At 76.0% G+C, this 24200-nt stretch carries 9 protein-coding genes and 1 pseudogene; 3 read left to right on the top strand and 7 right to left on the bottom strand.

Annotated elements, in window-relative coordinates:
* The first annotated feature begins 45 nt into the window (after window positions 1-45).
* Window positions 46-429, top strand: coding sequence for a hypothetical protein (locus QRT03_RS26470; protein WP_286056133.1), 384 nt, complete (start codon window positions 46-48; stop codon window positions 427-429).
* Here the strand turns inward: QRT03_RS26470 and QRT03_RS26465 are convergent.
* From QRT03_RS26465 to QRT03_RS26455, 3 genes are read right to left on the bottom strand one after another with little or no spacing between them, the layout of a single operon-like run.
* Window positions 426-1397: an iron-siderophore ABC transporter substrate-binding protein gene (locus QRT03_RS26465; RefSeq protein WP_286056132.1), complete on the bottom strand. Its 972-nt coding sequence runs from the start codon at window positions 1395-1397 to the stop codon at window positions 426-428. The genes QRT03_RS26470 and QRT03_RS26465 overlap by 4 nt on opposite strands.
* Window positions 1394-13693, bottom strand: coding sequence for a non-ribosomal peptide synthetase (locus QRT03_RS26460; protein WP_286056131.1), 12300 nt, complete (start codon window positions 13691-13693; stop codon window positions 1394-1396). Before QRT03_RS26460 ends, QRT03_RS26465 begins: the two co-directional genes overlap by 4 nt.
* On the bottom strand, window positions 13690-18462 hold the full coding sequence (locus QRT03_RS26455) for a non-ribosomal peptide synthetase (protein WP_286056130.1): 4773 nt from the start codon (window positions 18460-18462) through the stop codon (window positions 13690-13692). The genes QRT03_RS26460 and QRT03_RS26455 overlap by 4 nt, the downstream gene beginning before the upstream one ends.
* Window positions 18463-18709: 247 nt before the next feature.
* Between QRT03_RS26455 and entS the strand changes: the two genes are divergently transcribed.
* The gene (gene entS / locus QRT03_RS26450) at window positions 18710-20026 is read left to right on the top strand and encodes an enterobactin transporter EntS (RefSeq protein WP_286056129.1); all 1317 of its coding nucleotides are present in this window, start codon (window positions 18710-18712) and stop codon (window positions 20024-20026) included.
* A gap of 3 nt (window positions 20027-20029) precedes the next feature.
* Here the strand turns inward: entS and QRT03_RS26445 are convergent, their stop codons facing one another.
* Window positions 20030-21280 (bottom strand): amidohydrolase family protein, encoded by a 1251-nt coding sequence (locus QRT03_RS26445; protein ID WP_286056127.1) that lies wholly within the window; start codon window positions 21278-21280, stop codon window positions 20030-20032.
* A gap of 544 nt (window positions 21281-21824) precedes the next feature.
* Between QRT03_RS26445 and QRT03_RS26440 the strand changes: the two genes are divergently transcribed.
* Window positions 21825-22679, top strand: coding sequence for a hypothetical protein (locus QRT03_RS26440; RefSeq protein ID WP_286056126.1), 855 nt, complete (start codon window positions 21825-21827; stop codon window positions 22677-22679).
* A gap of 57 nt (window positions 22680-22736) precedes the next feature.
* Here the strand turns inward: QRT03_RS26440 and QRT03_RS26435 are convergent, their stop codons facing one another.
* The 3 genes and pseudogenes from QRT03_RS26435 to QRT03_RS26425 form a co-directional block, all read right to left on the bottom strand.
* Window positions 22737-23591 carry a siderophore-interacting protein gene (locus QRT03_RS26435; RefSeq protein WP_286056125.1) on the bottom strand — a complete coding sequence of 285 codons (855 nt, stop codon included), beginning with the start codon at window positions 23589-23591 and terminating at the stop codon, window positions 22737-22739.
* Window positions 23592-23716: 125 nt separating this feature from the next.
* Window positions 23717-23923: pseudogene (locus QRT03_RS26430) on the bottom strand (MbtH family protein); the annotation flags it as partial.
* Window positions 23924-23953: 30 nt separating this feature from the next.
* Window positions 23954-24178, bottom strand: a complete 225-nt coding sequence (locus QRT03_RS26425; RefSeq protein ID WP_286056124.1) for a phosphopantetheine-binding protein — start codon at window positions 24176-24178, stop codon at window positions 23954-23956.
* Window positions 24179-24200 lie beyond the last annotated feature (22 nt).

The following is a 24200-nucleotide window of genomic DNA, read 5'->3' as shown; positions in this document are numbered from 1 at the left end:
GTCGGTGCCCGACCCGCCCCGGGTCCGGTGCCAGACTCCGCCGCCATGGGGGTCCTGCCGCGTCTCGCACTGTTCCTGACGACCGGTCTGGTCGGCCTGGGCGGCACGGCCTGCGCGGCCGAGCCGGCACCGGCTCCGGCACCGTCGCGCGCCGCCGCGGCCGACGAGGCGCGCACCGTCGACTGCCCGGACGCGCAGTGCACCGTCACCGTGACCCCGGGGACGGTCGTCGACGCCGGGGACGCGGGGACGGTGACCGTGACCGACGTCGGCGACGACACCGTCACCACCACGGCCGGAGGGTCGCGCATCACCTCCGGCCGGGGCGGCAGCAACACCGTGGACGGCGTCTCCTACCGGGTCACCTCGGTGCGCGACGGTGCCGCGACGTTGGACTTCGGCGACTCCTCCGAGGACGAGCAGGGCTAGAGCCGCGGCAGCAGCTGCTCCAAGGTGGTGAGTACCGCGTCGCCCTGGCGGTAGTGGGTGGCGTAGTAGTTCGGCAGTGGGAACGCCCGCCCGGCGCGGACCGCCGGGAGCTGCTGGAACGCCGGCTGGGCGAGCAGGGCCTGGGTGTTCGGCTCGACCTGCCCCGTGGTGTCGGCGAGGTAGAGCAGCACGTCGCAGTCGGCGAGCTGTGCGGCCTGCTCGAACGACAGCCGCTGGCCCGCGCCGCGCTTGCCGGCGGTGGCCGCGCCGAAGCGCATCCCGGCGTCGGCGAGCACGACCCCGCTCCACGACGTCGGGTAGTCCGCGAAGAACGCGCCGCCGGAGCTGCCGCGCACCAGGCCCCACGTCGTGCGCCCGAGGGTGGCGGCGAACTGCTGCTTGATGCGCGCCGCGTGCTGGTCGTACTCCCCCGCGACCTGCTGGCCGGCGGCGAGCTTGTTGACGGCGTCCGCGGTGGCGAGCGCGCGTTGCTTCCAGGTGCCGGGCTCGCTGCCGGAGTCGAACATGACCGTCGGCGCGATCGCCTGCAGGTTCTGCTCCAGCCCCGGCTGCATCGTCGGGACCTTGGTGCCGAGGATGAGGTCCGGGGTGGCCGCCGCGATCGCCTCGACGTTCACCGAGGTCGGCTGCCCGACCTTCGGGATGGCGTCGTAGGCCTGCTGGTACGGCGCGTACACGCCACCGACGGTGGCCTGCGCGGTCGCGACCGGGGTGACGCCGACGTCGAGCAGGGCGTAGGTCGTGTAGAAGTCGACGCACGCGATGCGCTGCGGGTTCGCCGGGATCGTGACCGGGCCGCCCGCACCCTGGATCTGGCGGCTCGGGCCGTCGGCGTTGGTGGGCCCGGCGGTGCCGCCGCCGGAGTCCCCGCACGCGGCGAGCGCGGCCAGGGCGGCCAGCCCGCCGGCGCCGGCGAGCACGGACCGTCGGGTCGGTCGGTAGGTCACGGTCTCTCCTCCGTAGTGGCAGTGCTGGTGTCGGTGTTGGTGGAGGTGATGCTCTCGCGGACGAGACCCCCGACCTCGGTGACCCCGCCGGGGCGCAGCAGACCGAGGTGGGTGGCGTCGACCGCGGCGAACCGCGTGTGCCCCGGCAGGACGGGCGCCCAGACGTCCCGGGCGCGGGTCTCGTCGTTCTCACGGGTCGCGACGACGACGGTGACCGGTGCGGTCGTCTCCACGCCCTGCGGACGGTGCGCGACGAGGACCGCGCGGGCGTGCTCGACGTGCCGGACCGCGCCGCGCAGGACCTCCGGCGGGTACAGCTCGGCCAGCGCCGGGTCGGCCGCGACCGCTGCGGCGAGCCCGGGCTCGTCGTCGACCGGCCCGACCCCGAGCACGTCGCCGAGGAACGCGGCCGGGTCGCCGGTGCCCTCGATCTCCCCGAGCCCCGGCCACGCGTCCAGCAGGGTCAGCGAGCCGAGCCGCTCCCCCAGCTCCCGGGCCACGGCCGCCGCGACGACGCCGCCGTAGGACCAGCCGACGAGGTCGAGCTCGCCTGTCGTGCCCAGGTGCTCCAGCACGTCCGCGACGACCGCCTCGACCGACGCGGGACCGTCCTCGCCCACGAGCTCCGCGCCCTGCAGCGCCCACACCGGGCGGTCGCCGAGAGCGGCGGCCAACGCGGCGTACGGGTAGACCGTCCCGCCGGCGCCGGGGAGCAGCACGACCGGGGAACCGGCACCGTCCCGCAACCGGATCCAGCGCGAGGAGTCGCCGGACTCCCCGTCGGTCGAGCCGTCGTCGCGCAGACGTGCCAACTCCGCGACCGTCGGCCGCGCGAGCAGCTCGGCCACCGGCACGTCCAGCCCGATCCCGGCGAGGCCCCGGCGCAGCACGGGGAGCAGCAGCGAGTGGCCGCCGAGGTCGGTGAACGCGGCGTCGACGTCGGGCAGCGTGTCCAGGTCGAGGACGTCGGCGACGACCTGCGCGACCTCCCGCTCGGCCGCGGTGCGCGGCTCCTGTCCCGCGACGGCGGCGCCGAGGTCGGGCTCCGGGAGCGCGCGACGGTCGGTCTTGCCGGAGGGCAGCGTCGGGATGTCGGCGACCGGGACGAGGGCCGTCGGGACCATCGGCGCGGGCAGCCCGTCGGCGAGGTGCGCGCGGACGGCGTCCGGGTCGGCGGGGGTGTCGGCCGCCGCGACGAACCAGGCCACCAGCCGTCGGGAACCGCCCGGGCCGGGCCGCGTGTCGGCGACGGCCCGGTCCACGCCCGGCGCCGAGGCCACCGCGGCCGCGACCTCACCGAGCTCGATGCGGTAGCCGCGCACCTTGACCTGGTCGTCGGCGCGACCGAGGTGGTCGAGCCGGCCGTCGGGCAGGCGGCGCACGACGTCGCCGGTCCGGTACATCCGCTTCCCCGGCCCGTCGAAGGGGTTCGCGACGAAGCGGTCGGCGGTGAGATCCGGTCGGCCCAGGTAGCCCCGGGCCAGACCGGGTCCGCCGAGGTAGAGCTCGCCGACGCCGCCGGGCGGCACCGGGCGCAGCGCCGGGTCGAGGACGTGGGCCGTGGTGTTCGGGTCGGGCACGCCGATCGGCACGCGGCCGCTCGCGCCCGACGACGGGTCGGTCTCGCCGAGGGTCGAGTTCACGGCGACCTCGGTCGGCCCGTAGGCGTTGAACACCCGCATCCGCGCGGCCCACCGCTCGATGACCGCCGGTGGCACGGCCTCGGTGCCCACGAGGAGCACCGCCTCGTCGGGGAGCTCGGCGTCCTCGGGCAGGGCCGCGACCAGGGCGGGCGGGAGGATCAGCACGTCCCCGGCGCCGAGTCGGTGCTCGGTGAGGAAGTCGGTGAGCGTGCGGTCCGGCACCCGGACGCGGGTCGGCGCCACGACCAGCGTCGCCCCGACCGCCATCGCCATCGTCAGCTCCCAGAACGCCACGTCGAACCCGGGCGAGGCGAACTGCAGCACCCGGGCCCCGGGGCGCAGGCCGAGCCGGTCGGTCGCGGTGGCCACCAGCGAGGGCACCACCCCGTGCGGCACCACGACGCCCTTCGGCCGGCCCGTGGAGCCGGAGGTGTGGATGACGTACGCGGCGTTCGCGCGGTGCACCTCCGGTGGTGTCAGCAGGGCGGCCTTGCTGACGCTCAACGTCACAAACTCCACATCGTCGAACGCCGGCAGCGACACCTCGGGCACCGTCAGCACGACCCGCACGCCCGCGTCCGCGACCGTGAACCGGAGCCGGTCGGCCGGGTAGTCCGGGTCCAGCGGGAGGTACGCGGCGCCCGCGCGCAGGACGGCGACCAGCCCGACGACGAGGTCCGGGGTCCGCGGCAGCGCCACCCCGACGACGTCCTCCGGCCCGATCCCCCGTGCCCGCAACGACGCGGCGACCGCCGCGGACCGCTCGTCCAGCTCGGCGTAGGTCCAGCTCACCGAGGTGCCGTCGACGGCCTCCCCGACGACGGCCACGGCGTCCGGCGAGGACGCCACGGTCGCGTCGAACCACTCCGGCCACGTCCGCTCGCCCGCGTCCACGGCGGTGTCGTTCCAGGTCTCGACGACGAGCCGGCGCGAGGCGTCGTCCAAGGGGTCGATCGCCGCGATCGGCCCGTCCTGCGCCAGGGCGTCGATCACCCGCCCGAGCCGCGCGGCCCACGTCCGGCCCTCGTCCTCTCCGAGGTGGTGGGCGAGGTGCACCCCCTCGCCGGTCCCGACCACGCAGACCGGGTAGTGCGTCCCGTCGTCCGCCGCGATAGGCCCGACCTCGACGCCCTCCGGCGCGGGCAGCGTCGCCGCGTCGACGGGGTAGTTCTCGACGACGAGCAGGGTGTCGGCCAGCTCCGGCAGACCCACAGCACGCTGGATCGCGGCGAGCCCGACGTGCTCCGCGCCGGTCAGCGCCGCCTGCTCGTCGCGGACCGCCCCGAGCAGCGCGCCGACCGTCGTCCCGGCGCGCGGCTGCACCCGCACGGGCACGGTGTCGATGAACAGCCCGACGGTCCCGCCGTCCTGCGAGTCCCGACCGGACACGGTCTGCAGCAGCACGACGTCATCCGACCCGGTTGCCCAGCCGAGCAACACGCCCCACGCCACCTGCAGGACCGTCGCGACCGTGACCCCGTGCCGCCGTGCCACCGCGGCCGGGTCGACCGACAGCGGCACCGGCTCACGGGTCGGGCGCCCACCGTCGACCACCGCCCCCGGAGCCAGGACGGTCGGGGTCTCGAACCCGGCGAGGGCCTCGCGCCACAGGGCGAGGTCGGCGTCGGGGTCGCGGGCGGCGAGCCGGGCCAGGTGGTCGCGGTAGGCCGGTGCGGCGTCCCGCGGTGCCGTCCCGGCCCAGGTCGCGAGCTGGTCGCGGACCAGGATCGGCATCGACCAGCCGTCGATCGCCACGTGGTGCACCGTCAGCACCAGCGCCCCGTCGGCGAGCGTCGCGCGCAGCAGCGGGCCGCGGGCCAGGTCGAAGGGACGGCGGTCGTCGGCGGCGACCTCAGTGGGCGCTCGTCCGTCGACCCGGAACGTTCTCGACGGCGGGTCGGCGAGCACCACCGCGAGCGGTCGCCCGTCGGGCCCCGCCGGGAGCACGGTGCGCAGTGCGTCGTGGCGGGCGACGGTCGCGGTGACCGCTGCCTCCAACGCCCCGGCGTCCACCTCGCCCGCGACGGGGATCGTCAGCTGGATGGTGTACGGGTCGTCGCCGGCACCGTCGGGCCCCGGCGCCAGCAGCATCAGGCCCTCGGCCAGCGGACTCGGCGGCAGCACGTCCACGACCGGGGCGCCGACCTCCGCGAGCACCCGCTCCAGCGCGTCCCCCGTCAGCGGCGCGGTCACGACGGCGGGTCCGGCGAGCGCGCCCAGGTCGGCCCCGGCCAGCGCGGCGAGCTCGCCGATCGCGGTCGCGAACGCGTCGAGGACCCGCCCCGCCCCGTCGTCGGGAAGGACCGCCTCGGGCCACGAGGTGCGCACCACGAGCGTGTCGTCCTCGAGGACCGCGTCGACGGTGAGCGGCACGGTGGCGGGGCGGTCCGGGTCACCACCGCCGTGCAGGCCGCCGTCACCGCCGGTGGAGCGGCCGAGGTAGTTCAGCGCGACGTCGGGTCCCGGCAGCGCCCCGAGCACGCGCGCGCCCTCGTCGTCGAGCCACCGGAGCTGGCCGAACGTGCGGTCCGGGCCCGGGAGCGTGCGGCGGGCGGCCACGGCACCCCGGAGCGTACGGACCGCGTCGGGCCCGGGTGCGAGCCGGACCGGGGCCGCCGTCGTGAACCACCCGACGACGTCGGACAGCTCGTCCGGGCGGCCATGGGCCTCGACCTCGACGACCAGGTCTGTTCCGACGGCGAGCGCCAGCGCCGCCAGCAGCGCGTCCTCCACCCCGCCGCCGACCCGCGCGGCCGCAGCGGCGAGTCCGGCGGCCGGGATGCGCAGCTCGCGGCGGTGCAGGGCGGCGGCGACGTCCCGCTGCGGGTCGAGGGCGTCTCGCGTCGGCAGTGCGGACGGGTCGCGACGGAGGACGGCGGCCCAGGCGTCGAGTCGGTCGCGCAGGCCCGGTGCCTCGTCGGCGAGGCGGGTGGTCCAGCGCAGGTAGCCCGGGGTCGAGGGCCCGGCGAGGTGCAGCCACGACACGGCGTCGACCGCGATGTGGTGGATGACGACGACGAGCCGGTCGGCGGTCCGGACCCCCTGCACGACGACGCCGCGCTCCGGGTCCAGGCGGTCCGCGGCCTCGCGGGCGGCCTGCTCGGCGTCGACGTCGGCCTCGACGACCAGCGGGCCCGGGTGCTCGTCCTGCACGATCATGAGGCGCTGTTCCGGATCGACGCGGACCCGGAGAGCGGCGTGGGCTGCCACCGCTTCCTCGAGGTCGGGGGCCTCGTCGAGCCCGAACGCGCGCCACTGGTGGAACCGCCGCCACGGGCCGGCCGCGAGCAGCGCGACCGCGATCGGCGGCAGCGGTGCTTGCGCCGGGTCCTGCTCGACGACAGCCGTGGTCACCTCACCGGCGGCGACCGCCAGGGCCTCGACGGTGCGGTGGGTGAGGACCTGACGCGGCGTGACCTGCAGCCCCGCCGCCCGCGCCTTCGCCACGACCGCGATCGCCAGGATCGAGTCGCCGCCGAGGGCGAGGAAGTCGGCGTCCGCGGGGACGTGCTCCACGCCGAGGACCGCACCGATCGCGTCGGCGAGGGCCTCCTCCGCCGGACCCGCGGGAGCGCGGCCCGACACGGCGCGGTCGGTGGCGTCGTCCGGCAGCGCCCGGCGGTCGACCTTGCCGCTGGGGGTGAGCGGCAGGTCGTCGAGCAGCACGATCGACGACGGGACCATGTGCTCGGGCAGGGTCGCGGCGGTGCGGGCGCGGAGGTCGTCGGGAGTGGTGTCGTCGGGGGTGACGTCGCCGGTCGGGACCACGTGCGCGACGAGCCGGACCGCGCCGGCGTCCGTCGTCCGCACGCTCGCGACGGCCTGCGCGACCCGCGGGTCCGCGGCCAGCGCGCTCTCCACCTCGCCGAGCTCCACGCGGAAGCCACGGATCTTCACCTGGTCGTCGGCGCGGCCGAGGTGCTCGAGGTCCCCGTCGGGACGGCGCCGCACCACGTCGCCGGTGCGGTACATCCGCGTGCCGGACGGGCCGAACGGGTCGGCGACGAAGCGGTCGGCCGTCAGCGCGGGTCGGCCGTGGTAGCCGCGCGCGAGCTGGACCCCGGTGAGGTACAGCTCGCCGGGCACGCCCGGGGCGACCGGCCGCAGGTGGGTGTCCAGGACCCGCACGCCGGTGTTCGCGACCGGCGGCCCGATCGTCACGTCCCCGCTCGTCACGTGCACGGCGGTGACGTCGACGGCGGCCTCGGTCGGGCCGTAGAGGTTGTGCAGCTCGACGTCGGGCAGGAGCTCGTGGCAGCGCTGCGCGAGCGCGCCGGGCAGCCCCTCGCCGGACGTCACGATGCGGCGCAGGCTCGCCGGGGCCCCCGTGACGGCGACGTGGTCGAGGAACGGCCGCAGCATCGACGGGACGAAGTGCAGCGTCGTGACGTCCCCAGCGGTGATCCGCTCGACCAGGTGCTCCGGGTCGCCGTGCCGGCCGGGGGCGGCGAACACGAGCGGCGCCCCGTCGACGAGCGGCCAGAAGAACTCCCAGACGCTGACGTCGAACGTCGACGGCGTCTTCTGCAGGACCGCGTCCCCGGCCCCGAGCCCGAACCGTTCCTGCATCCACGCGAGGCGGTTCACGATCGCCGCGTGCGTGACGACGACGCCCTTCGGCCGGCCCGTCGAGCCGGACGTGTAGAGGACGTACGCGGCGTCGTCGGGGTCGCCCTGGGGTGTCAGCACTGCGGCCATGCTGTCGTTCAGTGTCGTCATGGGGGCATTGCTGACGTTCGGGGCGGCATCCGGGCCCAGGACGAGCCGCGCCCCGGAGTCGGCGAGCATGAACTCGCGGCGGTCGGCCGGGTGGTCGGGGTCGAGCGGGAGGTACGCGGCGCCGGCGCGGAGCACGCCGACCAGCGACACGATCAGCTCCGCCGACCGGGGCCACGCGACCCCGACGACGTCCCCGCGACCGATGCCCTGCGCCGCCAGGTCCGCGGCGAGGGCCGCCGAGCGCTCGTCGAGCTCGCGGCGGGTCAGCGTCGTCCCGTCCGGGGTCACGACGGCGGGTGCGTCCGGCTCGCGGCGGAGGCCGTCGACGATCGCCGCCGTCAGCGTCGTCCGGGGGTACTCCCGCTCCGGGCCACCGGCGAGGACGGCGGCTCGAGTGGTGTCGTCGAGCAGGTCGAGCGGGCCCTGGGCCTCCTCCGTCGACTCGGCGAGCAGGCGCAGCGCGGCCTCGACGCGGTCGAGCAGGGCGTCGGCGGTCGGGGTGTCCACGACGTGGCGGCGGTGGGTCAGCCGCAGGTGCAGGCCCTCGGCGCCGGGGGTCGCGACGAGGCTCGCCGGGTAGTGCGGGGCGTCGTCGTTGCGAACCTGCGCGACGTGCAGCCCCTCCGGCAGCGCGGCGTCGACCGCGGCCGGGTCCAGCGGGTAGTTCTCGACCACGAGCAGGGTGTCGAACAGGTCCCCGACCCCGGCCTCGCGCTGGATTCCCTGCAGACCGAGGTCGTGGTGGTCCAGCAGCGCGGCCTGCTCGGACTGCACCCGCACGACGAGATCGGCCAGCGGCTCGTCGTCCCGCAGCGCGATCCGCACCGGCACGGTCGTGATGTAGAGCCCGACCGCGTCGTCGACCCCCTCCACGTCCGCCGGCCGCCCGGAGACGGTCTGGCCGAGGACGACGTCGTCGTGACCCGTCGTCCGCGAGAGCACGAGCGCCCACGCCACCTGCAGCACCGTCGCGACCGTGACGCCGAGCTCGCGGGCGGTCGCGAGCAGGGCCGTCGAGCCGATGACGCGGTCGCGTTCCCCGACGCCGGAACCCGTGACGGTGGGCAGCGCGTCCGCGAGCAGCGTCGGGCCGTCGAGGTCGGCGAGGGCCGTCCGCCAGGCGTCGCGGTCGGCGGTGGTGTCGCGGGCGGCGAGGCGGGCGAGGTGGCGACGGTGCGGGTAGGTGGGGCCGAGGCCCGCAGCGGCGACGAGGTCCTCCGCCCCGTTCAGCGCGGCCGTCCACAGCGCGAACCACTCCCGCACGAGGACCGGCACCGACCAGCCGTCGAGCACGGCGTGGTGGGCCTCGACGCGCAGCCGGTGCCCGTCGAGGCGGTAGCTCCACAGCGGGCTGACCGGCTCGGTGCCGATCGCAGTCACCCACCGGCCGCTGGAGACCTGCGGGAACGACTCGCGCAGTGCGTCGTGCCGGGCGATCAGCGCGGTGGCGGCCCGGTCGAGCGCCGCGCGCTGCTCGTCGGTCGGTGCGTCCGAGAGCTCGATCTCGAGGGCGACCGCGTAGACGTCGTCGTCACCCTCGAGCGCCGTCGTCGCGAGGATGCCCTCGGCGAGCGGGCTGGGCGGCAGGACGTCGTCGACCGCGCCGAGCGCATCGACGTCGGCCTGCGTGAGCGTGACCAGGCCGAAGTCCGACGGGGTGGGGCCCTCGACCCCCGAGGCGACCAGTTCCCGGCACGCCGCGACGAACGCGTCGGCGAGCGCCGCGACCTCGTCGTCGGGCAGCACCGCCGTGGAGAACCGGGCCACGAGCTCGTCGTCGGGACCCCGCTGGGCGTTGATCTCGAGGGCGTGCGCGACCGGCATGTCGTCGTCCGCGCCGCCGCTGAAGTCGCCGGTGGTGCGGCCGAGGTAGTTGACCAGCACGGGCGGGGCGGGCGCGTCGACGAGCGCCGGGTCGCGGGCGATCTCGCGCAGCAGGCCCCACCCGGCGCCGTCGCCCGGCGTCGCGCGGAGCTGCTCCTTGACGGCCTTCAGCGTGGCGCCGGGATCGGACGCCGGCCGCAGCCGGACGGGGTGCGTGACCGTGAACCACCCGACGGTCCGCGCCAGGTCCCGCTCGGACTCGCGGCCGTGGCGCTCCCGGTCGACGACGAGGTCGTCGCGGTCCGTCGCGAGCAGCACCGCGGACAGCAGCACGTCGTCGATCCCGCCGCGCACGGCGGCCGGCAGTTCCGTGAGCAGCGGCGTGGCGATCTCGGCGGGCACGGTCACGTGGTGGTGGCGCTGGGTCCCGACGGTGCCGTGGCCGGTCCCGAGCGCGTCCTCGGGACGGGGCGCGGCGTCGAGCCAGTGGTCGCGCTCGGCGGCGCGGGCCGCGGCCTGCTCGGGGAGGTCGGCGGTGTGCGTGCGGAACGACGTCGGGACGGGGTCGAGCGTCTCGCCGCGGGCGGCGCGCTCCAGGTCCTCGGCGATCACCCGCCACGACACGGCGTCGACGACGAGGTGGTGGCCGACGAGCAGCAGCCGGTCCCCGACGACGGCCGCGGTCAGCATCCGCCCCGCCTGCGGGTCCAGCCGGTCGACGGTCCGCTCGACGACGGCGTCATGATCATCGGACCCTGATCGGTCCGGAGCGGGGTCAGCAGGCCCCGTGAGGGACTGTTGATCACCGAGGACGTCGGACGCCGACACCGCCCCGGGCGCCGGCACGTCGAGGTACGGCTCGTCGTCGAGGACGAGGCGCGCGCGGAGCAGGTCGTGGCGGGCCAGCACGGCGTCCAGTGCGGCCGTGAGGTCGCCCGCCGGCCGGTCGACGAGCACGCGCTGGTGGTACCGGCGGGAGTACCCGCGGGCCAGCCACGCACGGGCGACCGGGGACAGCGCGACCCGTCCCGTGCCGTCGTCCGCGACCGGCGCGGTGTCCTCGTCGGCGGCCTCGCGCACCGCCACCGACGCCAGCGCGCCGGCCGTCCGCTGCTCGACGACCTGGCGCGGCGTGAGGATCCACCCGGCCCGGCGGGCGCGGCTGACCAGCGACAACGCGACGATGGAGTCGCCGCCGAGGGCGAAGAAGTCGTCCTCCGGGCCGACCTCCTCGAGCTCCAGGACGTCCGCCAGCACCGCGCACAGCGCCCGCTCGGCGTCGGTCTCCGCGGCCCGGCCCCCGCCCGCGCTGAACTCCGGCGCGGGCAGCCGCGCGCGGTCGATCTTCGCGTTGGGCGTCAGCGGGAAGGCGTCCAGCACGACGACCGCCGACGGCACCATGTGCTCGGGCAACCGCGCGGCCGCGTGCTCGCGCAGGGCGGCCGGGTCGGGAGAACCGGATCCCGGAGTCACGTACGCGACCAGCTGCGGCCGGTCGTCGTGCCGCACCACCGCCAGCGCCTGCCCGACCGACGGGTCCTCGGCCAGCACCGACGCCACCTCGCCGGGCTCCACCCGGAACCCGCGCAGCGACACCTGCTCGTCGACCCGTCCCAGGTAGTCCAGCTCGCCCGGCCACGGGTCCGACCCGCCGTCGGGAAGGAGCGCAGGACGTCGCCGGACCAGGTCGCCCGTGCGGTACATCCGCGCGCCGGGCGCGCCGAACGCCGCGCCGAAGGGGTCGGCGAGGAAGCGGTCGGCGGTGAGGTCGGGGCGGCCGTGGTAGCCGCGGGCCAGCCCGGCGCCCGCGAGGTAGAGCTCGCCGGGCACCCCGGCCGGCACCGGCTGCAGCCGCCGGTCCAGCACGTACGCGCGGCCGCCGACGTCGACGCGCCCGATCGGGGCGGCACCGGTCCGGGCCACGTCGTCGGGTCGCAGAGCACCGAGGGTGGCGTTGACGGTGACCTCGGTCGGGCCGTACGCGTCGAACAGCCGCCGCTCGTGGCCCCACCGCGCGACCAGCTCCGGCGGCACCGCCTCGGTGCCCACGAGGATCGTCATCGGTGACGGCAGCGGGGCGTCCGCGGGCAACGCGCCCGAGACGCTCGGCGGCAGCGCGGCGTGCGTGACGCCGTGGTCGCGCAGGTACGCGGCGAGGGCGTGGTCGGGGGCGCGCAGGGCGGTCGGGACGACGACGAGCGTGCCCCCGACGCACAGCGCCATCGACATCTCGAAGAACGCCAGGTCGAAGCTGACGCTGGCGAACATCGCGACCGTGGAGTCCGGCGTGACCGCGAGGCGCTCGGGGTCCGTGGCCGTGGCGATCAGGTCGGCGACCCCGGCGTGCGGGACGACGACGCCCTTCGGCCGCCCGGTCGAGCCGGACGTGTAGATGAGGTAGGCGGTGTCGTCCGGGTCCGGAGGTGTCAGCAGTGCGGCCATGCTGACGTCCGACATCAGAGAATCCACGTCGTCGATCACCAGCGCGGCCCCGGAGTCGGCGACCATGTACTCCAGGCGATCGGCCGGGTAGTCCGGGTCCAGCGGCAGGTACGCGGCGCCCGACCGCAGCACCCCCGCGAGCGCGACGATCATGTCCGGCGAGCGCGGCAGCGACACGCCCACCACGGACCCCGGCCCGATCCCCTGCGCGGCCAGCGCCGATGCCACCGCCGACGACCGCGCGTCCAGCTCCGCCCACGTCAGGGTCCCGACGACGGCCGGGTCGGGTCCGCCGACCACGACCGCGGGCTTCTCCGGGTCGCGCCGAGCCGCCGCGGCGAACAGCGCGGGCCACGTCGTCGGCGTCGAGCGGGGCGAGGTGTTGCCCGCGCGGACCAGCTCGTCGCGCTCCTCCGGCGAGGTCACCTCAACCGATGCCACCGACGCGTCGAGGTCCTCCAGCGCCCCGAGGACCCGCACCAACCGCTCCAGCAGCGCCGCGGCCTCGTCGTCGGGAAGGCGGTGGACCAACCGCAACCGCGCCGGGGAGTCCCCGTGCGCCGGGAGCGCCACCACGGACACCGGGTAGTGCGTCGCGTCGTGGATCGTCACCTCCCGCACGCCCAGCGACGGCGCGAGCGCCGCCAGCTTCGACGGGTCCAGGCCTACGTTCTCGACGACGACGAGGGTGTCGAACAGCTCGCCCTCGACGCCGGTCAGGCGCTGCACGGTGCCGAGGTCGGCCTGCTCGTCGGCCAGCCGGTCGCGCCCGCGGCGGGCCAGGTCGTCGAGCAGCTCCCCGACGGTGCCTGACCCCACCGAGACGCGCGTCGGCAACGTCGTCACGAACGGCCCGATCATGTCCTCGACCCCGGCGAGCGCGGCCGGGCGGCCGGAGACCGTGGTGCCGAGGACGACGTCGTCGCGGCCGGTCAGCCGCGCCAGCACGATCCCCCAGGCGGCCTGGAGCTGGGTGGCGAGGGTGTGGCGGTCGTGGCGCAGGTCCGGCAGCTCGACGGTGACCGCGGCGGGCAGCCCCGTCCCGGACGTCGGCCCGACCAGCAGCGTCGGCTCGTCGATCCCGTCGAGGTCGTCGGCGAGGCGCTTGGCGGCGGTGTCGCGGTCGAGGGTCGCGAGGTGCTCGAGGTGGCGGCGGAACGGGACCGGCTCCTGCGCCGGCTCCTCGCCGCCCGCCGTCGTCAGGAGCTCGCGCAGCAGCGGGCCGAGCGACCAGCCGTCGACGACGACGTGGTGGATCGTGATCGCGAGGCGCCAGGCTCCTCCCACCCGCACCAGCAGCGCCCGCACCAACGGCGGCTTCGCGAGGTCGAACCGCGTGGTGCGCTCAGCGGTGACGAGCCGCTCGGCCTCGTCGTCGTCGGCGGCATCGACGGTTCGCCACCCGACCCGCGCCGTCGTCGGGACCACCGCGACCGGCTCGCCCCGCTTGCGGTCGCGGATCGCGGCGCGCAGCACGTCGTGCCGGGCGAGGACGGCGTCCAGCGCGCCGTGCAGGCGGTCCGGGTCCGGCCCGTCGCCGTGCAGGACGACCTGGATCGTGTACGGGTCCGTGCCGGTCTCGCCGTCGCGCCGGGCGAGGTAGACCAGGCCGCGCTGCAGCGGGGTCAGCGGCAGGACGTCCGCGACACCCTTCGGTCGAGCGCTCACTCGTCGAACCCGAGATCGTCGAACTCGTCCTCGTCCAGGTCCACCAACGGCTCGTTCGTGACGGCGGGTGTGGTCTCCTCCGCGGGCTGCGCGACGGTCGCGAGCGCGGCGGGGGTGCGCAGGTCCAGGACGTCCGCGACCTCGACCACCCAGCCCGCCGCGCGCGCCCGCGACGTCACGCGGATCGAGGCGATGCTGTCGCCGCCGAGGGCGAAGAAGTCGTCGTCCGGCCCGACCGTGTCGACGCCCAGCACGTCCGCGATCACGCCGACGAGCGCACGCTCGGCCTCCGGCGACCGAAGGGCACCCTCGCTCGATCTATCCGCCGAAGGGCGCCCCTCGCCATCCGGCGCCGCGCCGCCCGCTCCCGACCGAAGGGCACCATCGCTCGATCTAGTCGACCGAAGGGCCCCTTCGCTCAATCCGGCGAGCGGCCCGTCCACGTCCGCCACGAGCGCGCGGAGCACCCGCTCGAGGTCGTCGACGACCGTCCGCGCCGTCGCCTCGTCGTACAGCTCGGTCGCGTACTCCAGCCGGCCGTCGATGCCGTCGGCGCCACGGGTCTCGGTGAGTTCCACGGTGAGGTCGAGCTTCGAGGTGCCGGTGCCGCGCAGCTCCGTGCGCCAGGGGGACTCCGCCCGCACCTCGCGGTGCGACAGCATCACCTGGAACAGCGGGTGGCGGCCGCGGCGGCGGGGCGGGTCGACGGCGCCGACGACCGTGTCGAACGGGACGTCCGCGTCGCCGACCGCGTCGAGGTCGGCGTCGCGCACGCGCGCCAGCAGGTCGCGGACCGTCCCCGCGCCCGCCGTCGACACCCGCAGCGCGACCAGCCCGACGAACAGGCCGACGAGCGGCTCCAGATCCGGGTCGTCGCGGCGCGCCACCGGCGTGCCGATCACGACGTCCTCCCCGCCCACCAGCACCGTCAGCGCCGCGTGCACGACCATGAACGTCGTCGTGCCGGTCGCCCGGGCCGCCGCGCGCACGTCCCGGTGCAGCGCCTCGTCCCAGCGGAACCGCACCTCACCGCCGTCCTGCGACGGGCGCGCCGGTCGCGGGCGGTCCGGAGCGAGCGTGACCTCGGCGGGCGCGTCGGCGAGCCGCTCGCGCCAGCGGTCGAGGGCCGCGGGCGACGAGGCGTACGCCTGGCTGTACCGGCCGTACGTCGTCGGCAGCGGGGTGAATGCCGGTTCCGCGCCCCCGGTCCGGGCGGTGTACGCGGTCGCCAGGTCGTCGACCAGCGTCGCGAGCGACCACTCGTCCCCCGCCAGGTGGTGCACCGCGAGGACGAGGGCGTGCTCCTCACCGGAGCGCACCAGGGTCGCCCGCAGCGGGATCTCGTTCCCGACGTCGAGCGGCTCGCGCACGGCCTGCTCGATCGCGGCCTCGGCGTCCTGCGTGTCGGTGACGTGGAGCCGCACGTCCGGCTCCACGACCCGCTGCCACACGCCGTCCTCGTCCTCCCGCGGGATCGTCCGCAGCGGCTCGTGCCGCTCCACGACGTCGCGCAGCGCGGCCTCGAGCGGGTCGGCATCGAACTGCCCGGACAGGACCAGCGGGATCGTCCACGTCGCCGTGGGCCCCTGGAGCCGGTGGAGGAACCACAGGCTCCGCTGGGCGGGCGACAGCGGGGCCTCGCCGTCGGTGCTCAGCCCCCCCGATGTCAGCACTGCGGCCTTGCTGACGTCGGACGGCAGAGAATCCGCAACCACGCGCGCCGCCAGATCCGCCAGCGTCGCCACGTCGAACACGTCCCGCACGCTCAGTCGGTGCCCGAGGCGGGCGACGAGGCGGGCCGCGAGCAGGGAGTGGCCCCCGAGGGCGAAGAAGTCGTCGTCCGGCCCCGCCTCGACGCCGAGCAGCTCGCCGACCAGCGCGCACACCTCGGTCTCGGCCGGCCCGGACGGGTCGCGCGCGACCCGCCGTCGGGAACCCGGATCCGGCAGGCGCTTGCGGTCGATCTTCCCGTTCGGCGTCTCCGGGAACGCGTCCAGCACGACGACGGCCGACGGCAGCAGGTGCGCGGGCAGCCGGTCGCCGAGGCGCTCGCGCACGGTGCCGACGTCGAGGTCGGACGGGCCGACGAGGTAGGCGACGAGGCGGTCGTCGCGGACCGTCACGAGCGACCGCGACACGCCGTCGAGCTCATCCAGCGCGGCCTCGATCTCGCCGGGCTCGATGCGGTGGCCGCGCACCTTGACCTGCTGGTCCGCGCGGCCGACGTAGTGCAGGTCGCCGTCGTCGTCGCGCCGGGCGAGGTCGCCGGTGCGGTACATCCGGGTGCCGGCCGGCCCGTGCGGGTCGGCGACGAAGCGCTCCGCCGTGAGGGCGAACCGGTCGAGGTAGCCGCGCGCGACCCCGGCCCCCGCGAGGTACAGCTCCCCCACGACCCTGGGCGGCACCGGCTGCAGCGAGCCGTCCAGGACGTGCGCCGTCGTGCCGGTGATCGCGCGGCCGATCGCGGTGCCCGACGACGCCGTGGACCAGACGGTCGTCTCCGTCGGGCCGTAGACGTTGGTGACCGAGCGGGCGCCCGCGGCGAGCAGGTCGGCGTGCAGGGAGGCCGGCAGCGCCTCGCCGCCGACGAGGACGGTGACCTCGTCCAGCGACGCCCCGACGTCGAGCAGCGCGCGGTAGAGGGTCGGCGTCGCCTGGATCGTCAGCGGCCGCGGGGTCTCGGCGACCAGCGCGGCGAGCTTCGCCGGGTCCTGCACGGTGCGCCGCGGCGCGACCACGATCCGCGCCCCGGCCAGCAGCGGCACGAGCAGTTCGAGGGCCGCGATGTCGAACCCGACCGTCGTCACCGCGATCAGCGTCGACCCGGGCGCGAGCGCAGTCCGCGGCAGCATGTCGAGCAGGAACGTCCGCAGCGCCGCCCGCGGGACGACGACGCCCTTCGGCCGGCCCGTCGAGCCGGACGTGTGGATGACGTGGGCGGCGTGGGCGTCCGTACCGGGTGCGTTCGTGCCGTCGGACGTCACCATGGCCGCACTGCTGACGTCGAGGGTGGGCACTCCCGGCGCCGCCTCCTCGAACGCGGCCGCCGTCTCCCCGGCGACGAGCGCCACCACCGGCGCCGCGTCCTCGAGGATCGCGCCGAGACGTGCGGGTGGGACGTCGAGGTCCAGCGGCACCCACCCGGCCTCGGCGTACACCGCGGCGAGCACGCCGACGACGAGGTGCTCGTCGCGCGGCAGCGCCAGCGCCACCAGGGCGTCCGGGCCGGCCCCCGCCGCGACGAGCGCCGCCGCGACCGCCCGGGCCCGCCGGTCCAGCTCCGGGTACGTCAGGGTCCCGACGGCGGGGCGTTCCCCGCCGTCGCGCACGGCGTCGCCGAGCAGCGTCGCCAGCGACCGCCGCGACCACTCGGTGGGCACCGACGGCCCGGTCCCCGCCGCGAGCGCCGCCGCGGCCTCGTCGCCGTCGAGCACGGCCAGCGATCCGACCCGGGTGGACGGGTCGACCGCGGCCATCGTCGTGATGAGCCCGGCGAGCCGGCGGGCGTGGGCCGCGAGGACGTCGGGGTCGTGCGCGGCCGGGTTGGCGTCGACGTCGAGGTGCAGCGACCCGTCGGGGGCCCGCTGGGCGTTCACCGCGAGGTCGTGGACCGGCCCGCCGGAGACCGGCCGGGCGGTCCCGGTGACGTCCGACCCGATCGTCGGCGCGTCGGCGAACGGCTTCACGTTGACCCACGGCACGGACCGCTCCGCCCGTGCCCCGCGGTCCCGCCGCAGGTCCTCCAGCCCGTACCGGGCGTGGCCCCGCGCCTCGGTCACCTCGGCCTCGACCGCGACGACGAGGTCGCCCACGGTCGCGGACGGGTCCACCGTCACGCGCACCGGCACGATCGTCACGAGCATGCCCGGCGTCCGGGAGGCCACGGACCGGTTCGGCCCCGTGAGCCGGTTCATCATCGGGACGCCGATCGCGATCTCTCCCGGCGCGTCCTCGGGCCCGCCCGACCCGTGCCGGGCCAGCAGCACCGCCACCGCCGCGACGACCGCGTTGGGCCACGACGAGCCGAGGCCCTCCACGACCGACGCCGGCAGCGTCGTCCCCTCCCGCAGGAAGGTGTGCGACGTCAGCGCGGCCCCCGGACCGAGGGTCACCGCGGCCGGGGCGGCGGGGAAGCGGTCGGCGAAGAAGGCCCGGTCGGCCTTCCGCTGCGTCGCGCTCACCTCGTGCTCCCCGACGAGGAGGTCGGCCGCCGACCCGAAACGCCGCGGCGGCACCTCCTCCCCCGTGGCCAGCGCGGTCGCCACGGCGGCGACGCGCCGGGCGATCAGCGAGAAGCCGTACGCGTCGGTGACGAGGTGGTGGTAGCGGTGGAACCAGACGTGGTGGTCGTCGCCGAGACGCAGCAGGGCCTGCCCGAAGAGCACCGTTCCCGACGCCGGGTGGATCGGCTCCGCGAGCGCGTCGCGCATCCACGCGACGGCGGCGGCCTCCGGGTCGGCCTCGGCGCGCAGGTCGACGCGGTCCACGGTCCAGTCGGGGCGCTCGTCCGGGCCGAGGAAGCGCTGGCGGGGCTCGCCGTCGACCTCGCGCACCCGCACGTGCAGCGCGTCCGCCTCGTCGACCGCGACCCGCACGGCGCGCACGAACGCCTCGGCGTCCAGCGGACCGTGCAGATCGACCCGCTCGCCCGTCGTGTAGATCGGGTTCTCCGGGTCGATCGCCTGCGCGAACCAGATGCCGGCCTGCGCCGCGGTCAGCGGGAGCTCGGTGGTCGTCGCCGGGTCGACCTCGACCGTGCCTGCCGCCACCTGCTCCTCCTTCGCTCCGGTGCAACCGTGCCCGGTCGGCGAGTAAAGCAACCCTAAGTTCGCTCGACAACCGCCGCCGGGACGCGACGCTCGCCACGTCGTCGGCTCCCTACCCGGCGCGGGCGGCCGTCGCACAGAGTGAGGGTTCGGTCTCTCTCCGGTGGCCCACCCCCGCGCGGGGATGGTATGGCTAGCCTCACCTATGGTGCGGCGAACGGCGCAGTTGTCCGACACGCGAGGAGGCGCGATGCGGCTGTTGATGATCGACGTCTCGCCCCTGCGGTCGAGTGCCGAGTTCCGGCTGGTGTTCGCCGCCCGGGTGGTCTCGCTGTTCGGGATCGCGCTGACCACGGTCGGCGTGCCCTGGCAGGTCTACGACATGACTCGCTCGTCGCTGCACGTCAGCCTGGCGGCGGCCTTGGTGGGTGCGACCACGCTGGTCGGCACGCTCGCCGGGGGCGTCGTCGCCGACCGCTGGGACCGCCGCAAGATCATCCTCGTCAGCCGCGGCGCCGCGGCGGTGGTGTTCGGGGTGCTGGCGGTCAACGCCGCCGTCCCGAACCCGCAGCTGTGGGTCCTCTACGTCTGCGTCGCGCTCAACGGCGCGACCGCGGTGAGTCAGTCCGCGCTGATGGCCGTCACGCCGGCGATCGTGCCGCGGGAGCAGCTCGCCGCGGCCGGCGCGCTCGTGGCGCTGTCCACGCAGATCGGGGCGGTGGTCGGGCCCTCCGTGGCCGGTCTGCTCATCGCCGGCCCCGGGCTCGCGGTCAACTTCGGGCTCTGCGCCGTCGCGTCCGCGGTGACGACGACCCTGCTCTGGTTCCTGCCGCCGCTGCGCCCGTCCGGAGTGATCACGGCGCACCCGCTGGAGTCGTTGCGGGAGGGCGCCGGCTTCGTCGTCCGGAACCGCGTGGTGCGCGGGGTGCTGCTCGTCGACGTGGCCGCGATGCTGTTCGCCCTGCCGCACGTGCTCTTCCCGCAGGTGGTCGTGGAGGTCCTGGAGCAGGGACCGCAGGCGGCCGGCCTGCTCTACACCGCACCCGCCGTCGGAGCCATGATCGCGGCGCTGACCAGCGGATGGACGTCGACGGTGCGCCGGACGGGCCGCGTCCTGTTGATCGCGGTCGGCCTCTACGGCGCGGCGATCGCCGCCTTCGGCCTGTCGAGCTCGCTGGCGTGGGCCCTGCCGTTCCTGGCGATCGCGGGCGCCGCGGACATGGTCTCGGAGATCCTGCGCCGCGCGCTGCTCGCCGACGCCACCCCGGACCACCTGCAGGGCCGGGTGTCCAGCGTCTGGCTCGCCCAGGCGACGGTCGGCCCGTCGGCGGGTGGCGTCGAGGCCGGGGTGGCCTCGCGGCTCCTCGGTCCCGGCCCGGCGATCGCGGCCGGCGGTGCGGTCTGCGTGGTCGCGACGGCGGCCCTGGCGACGTTCCTGCCACCCCTACGGCAGGCCTCGTTGCACACGCCGGAGCCGGAGGAGGAACCGACTCCCGGCGTCACCGACCACGCCCCGCTCGAGCCGGAGGTCGTCGAGGTGTCCGCGCACGAGCCCGAGCAGCGCTGAGCCTCACCGCCGGCGCGGCGCCCCCACCTGGTCGACGTCGACCGCGCGCACCGGGTCGGACTCCTCGTGCGCGACGCCGCGTCGCCACACCGTGCGCAGGTCGCGGGTCGCGGTGACGTCGGCGAGCGGGTCGCCGTCGACCAGCAGCAGGTCGGCGCGGAGCCCGGGGGCGATCCGGCCGCGGTCGTGGAGGGAGAAGACGTCGGCCGCCCGCGAGGTCGCCGCCGCGAGCGCGTCGGCCGGCGTCATCCCGGCCCGCACCAGCAGCTCCAGCTCCAGGTGCATCGACGCGCCGTGCAGCACGGCCGCGGGCCGGCCGGGCACGTCGTTCGCGTCGGTCCCGGCGACGATCGTCGCGCCCGCCTCCAGGAGACGTGCGAGGTTCGCGGCGGCGTGCTCGTAGGACGCCCCGACGGCAGACGACGTCGGGAGGCCGCCCCGGTCGCCCGCCTCCAGACCGTGGACGACCGGCACCGGGAGGCGGGCGGTCAGCCGCGGGTCGGCGAGCAGCTCACGCACGGAATCGGCCGACGTGAGGGCGGCCATCATCGTCATCGTCGGGACCACGGTCAGACCGGCGGGGTCGTCGAGCGGGCCGTCCAGCGGGAGGTGGGTCAGCACGTCCACCCCGGCCGCCCGCGCCGTGGCGGCGGCCCACCGGGTGGGCGCGTGCGCGACGGTCAGCAGTCCACGCCGCCGCGACGCCCCGCACACCGCCGCGACCGTCTCCGGTGTCAGCGTCGGGCGGTTCACGTCCGCGGCGTTCTCCACGAACACCTTGAGGTAGTCCGAGCCCTCGCGCTCCCGGTCGGCGACGAAGCGCTCGGCGTCGTCGGGACCCGAGAGCCCCGGCATCCGCCAGCCGTTCGGGTCCGGCGGCAGCATCACCGCCGGCCACCCGTCGACCGCCCCGGCCATGAGCCCGGAGCTGCGCAGGTCGGCCTCGTCGTCCCGCGTGGCCGCCCGACGGCGCAGCATCGCGGTGAACTGGGGCGGGGCGGAGAACATGTCGAGGACGGTCGTGACCCCGTGGCGCAGGTCCTGCCCCAGGTTCCCCGCCCCGCGCAGGTGCACGTGGGCGTCGATCAGCCCCGGCAGCAGGGTCCGCCCGCGCCCGTCGACCTCCCCCGCGCCCGGGTCTCGCTCCCCCGGGTCGACGGACGCGATGACCCCGGCGTCGTCCACGACGACCGTCGCCACCCCCAGCGACCGCTCGCCGTCGAACACCCGCGCGCCCACGATGGTCGTGCCCATCCGGCGAGTCTGCCGCTCCCGGAGGGCTCGTCGCGACCATTCCCGACGGCGGGTCGGTTGATCAACGAGCACCCTCGGCGCTCTGCGGGCCGGATCCCCGCCGCAGGTGCTCGTTGATCATGGGGCAGCCGCCGTCCGCCCACCCCGCACACCGCACGGCCCCCTTCCCGGTGATCAACGAGCACTCTCGGCGATCCACCCGCCGGATCCCCGCCGCAGGTGCTCGTTGATCAAGGTCGGGGGGCGCGCCGCCCGACGATCCGCTCTGAGCCGCACCCGCTCCGCCCCAGGCCCAGGGGCCCGTGACCCGGCCGATGATCAACGAGTACCCGCGGCGGTCCGCGCGCGGGATCCCCGCCGCAGGTGCTCGTTGATCATGGGGCAGCCGCCGTCCGCCCACCCCGCACACCGCACGGCCCCCCTTCCCGGTGATCAACGAGCACTCTCGGCGATCCACCCGCCGGATCCCCGCCGCAGGTGCTCGTTGATCATGGCCGGCGGAACTCGCGGGAACCGAGCGGCCGCACCGGCACTCCAAGCGGGTGTGGAACCCTTTCGCGCCTCGGATGCCGTTGCGGCCGGCGACACCTCGTGGGGCAAGCTCCGTGGACCCGGCTACCTCCGCGTCGCCCCGAACACCTGGGTCGCGGCGGGCGCCGAGCAGACGGCCGCCCTCCGGGTGCAGACGCTCAGCGTGTGGAGCGGCGGCGTCGGCGTCATCGCCGGACCGCTGGCTGCTCTCGCCTGGAAGGCCGACTGCCCGTGGGACGACGCGGAGCTGATCATGCCGACGCCGCGGCGCATCACACCCGCGGGCGTCCGGGTACGCGTGGACCGGCTACCCGACGACGAGGTCACCGAGCGGTACGGCGCCCGCATCACGACGCCCGCGCGGACCGCCTTCGACCTCGCTCGGCGCACCCCGTTCGTCGAGGCCGTGGCCGCGGTGGATGCCGTCGCCTGGCGGTGCCACCTCACGGCCGAGCACCTGCTCGAGGTCGCGGCACGGCACCCGAGGGCGCGCGGCATCGTCCAGGTTCGACGGGTCGCGGAGTTCATGGACGGCGGCGCGATGTCTCCGCAGGAGACCCGGCTCCGCCTGCTGTTCGTGCTCGCCGGGCTGCCACGGCCGGAGACGCAATACCCGATCCTGCTGAAGTCCGGCTTCGACGCGCACCTCGACCTCGGCTGGCCCGATCCGCCACCCGGCCGGCGTCCGGTCGGCGCCGAGTACGACGGTCCGGAGCACCGGTCCCCGTTCGGTCAGGGCAAGGACTGCCTGCGCGACGGCGACCTGGACGACCTCGACTGGGACATCACGCGGGTCGCGCCCGTCCAGCTCGCGGTACCCCGGCACGCCGCCCGCCTGGTGGAGCGGTTCCGCCGGAAGCTCCTGTGACGAGCGAACACCCTCGACGGTCGACCACCCCGGCCGACCACCGCAGGTGCTCGTTGATCAGTCCGACGCCGCGTGGTGGTCGTGGTTGACCACCCCACGCCGCCAGTACCCGTCCACGTCGACGCACGCCGCGTCCAGGGCCGGGTGGTTGCGCAGCATCCGGCGGACCGGCTTCAGCGAGACGGCCTCACCGGCGACCCAGACGAAGCCACGGCCGGTCGGGAACTCGAACTCGAAGCCGGCCAGGGCGTCCGCGAGCAGGGTCGACTCCCCCGCCGGGATGCCGTTGCGGTGCAGCCACACCAGGTCGACGTCCGCGGAACAGGGCAGCGTCTGCTCCTCCTCCGGGCCCGCCACCTCGACGACGACCCGCACCGACACCGCCGACGGCAGCTCCGCGAGCCAGCGCCCGATCGCCGGGAGCGCGGTCTCGTCGCCGGCCAGCACGAGCCAGTCCAGCGCCGGGTCCACGACCTCCGAGCCCCGCGGCCCGAGCACCCCGACCTTCATCCCCGGTGCCGCGGCGGCCGCCCACGTGGAGCCGAGCCCGCCCGCGTGCAGCACCATGTCGATGTCGATCTCGCCGCCGGCCCGGTCGACCCGGCGCAGGGTGTAGTCGCGGAACAGCCGCGGCGACCCGGGCGGCGGCGGGATGAGCCCGTTCGGCCCGACCTGCGGCATCACCGGCAGCTCCTCGCCGGCCGGCGGGAAGAACACCTTGACGTGGTCCGTCGGTGCCCGCCCGAGGAGCTCGGAGAAGTCCCCGGAGAGGGTCACCCGGGTCATCCGCGGGGTCAGCGGCACCACGCGCACGACCTCGGCCAGCCGGGGCGTGACCGCGTAGAGCTCCCGCTCGACCGGCGCCGGGGCGCTCTCGATCCACGGGTGGACGGCGGTCTCGCTGCTGGTCATCCCTGGTTCCCCCCGGACGGCGCCGACGACGTTGCGGGTGAGGCTAGGCTTTCTTGCCCTGCTGGGCCATTCGGGTCAGCACCCGTGACGTCAGCGGTCGACCCGGCGCGATCTGCGGCCATCCGCTCCCGCAGGCTGCGCGGGCGGAGGTCGGTCCAGTGCTCCTCGACGTACGCCACCGCCTCCGCGCGCGCCGCGCCGTCGTCACACTCGCCGAACACCACCGTCCAGCCCTCGGGCACCGCGGCGAACACCGGCCACAGACTGTGCTGGTCCTCGTCGTTGACCAGGACGCGGAACCGGCCCTGCTCGTCGTCGAACGGGTTGGTCATCGGGGTGCGACCTCCTCGGATGGGGCTGGCTCAGGAACGGGCGAGCAGGCGGGACCAGGCCTCGAGGGTGGGTTCCTCCGCGAGGTCGATGAAGCCGACCTCCACCCCGGTCTCCCGCCAGCGCTCGACGAGGCCCATCAGGCGGATCGAGTCCAGCCCGCGGTCGAGGAGGTCGTCGGTGTCGGAGATCTGCTCCGGCGGCTCGCCGAGCGCGTCCGCCACGTCCGCCCGCATCCGGTCCCGGTCCAGGGCCACGCCGTCGTCTCCCGTCCTCGTC

Origin of the sequence: Actinomycetospora termitidis, from assembly GCF_030286555.1 — a bacterium.
GTDB lineage: Bacteria > Actinomycetota > Actinomycetes > Mycobacteriales > Pseudonocardiaceae > Actinomycetospora > Actinomycetospora termitidis.
Note: the sequence above shows the minus strand (reverse complement) of the source record. Positions and strands in the feature narration are given on the sequence as shown.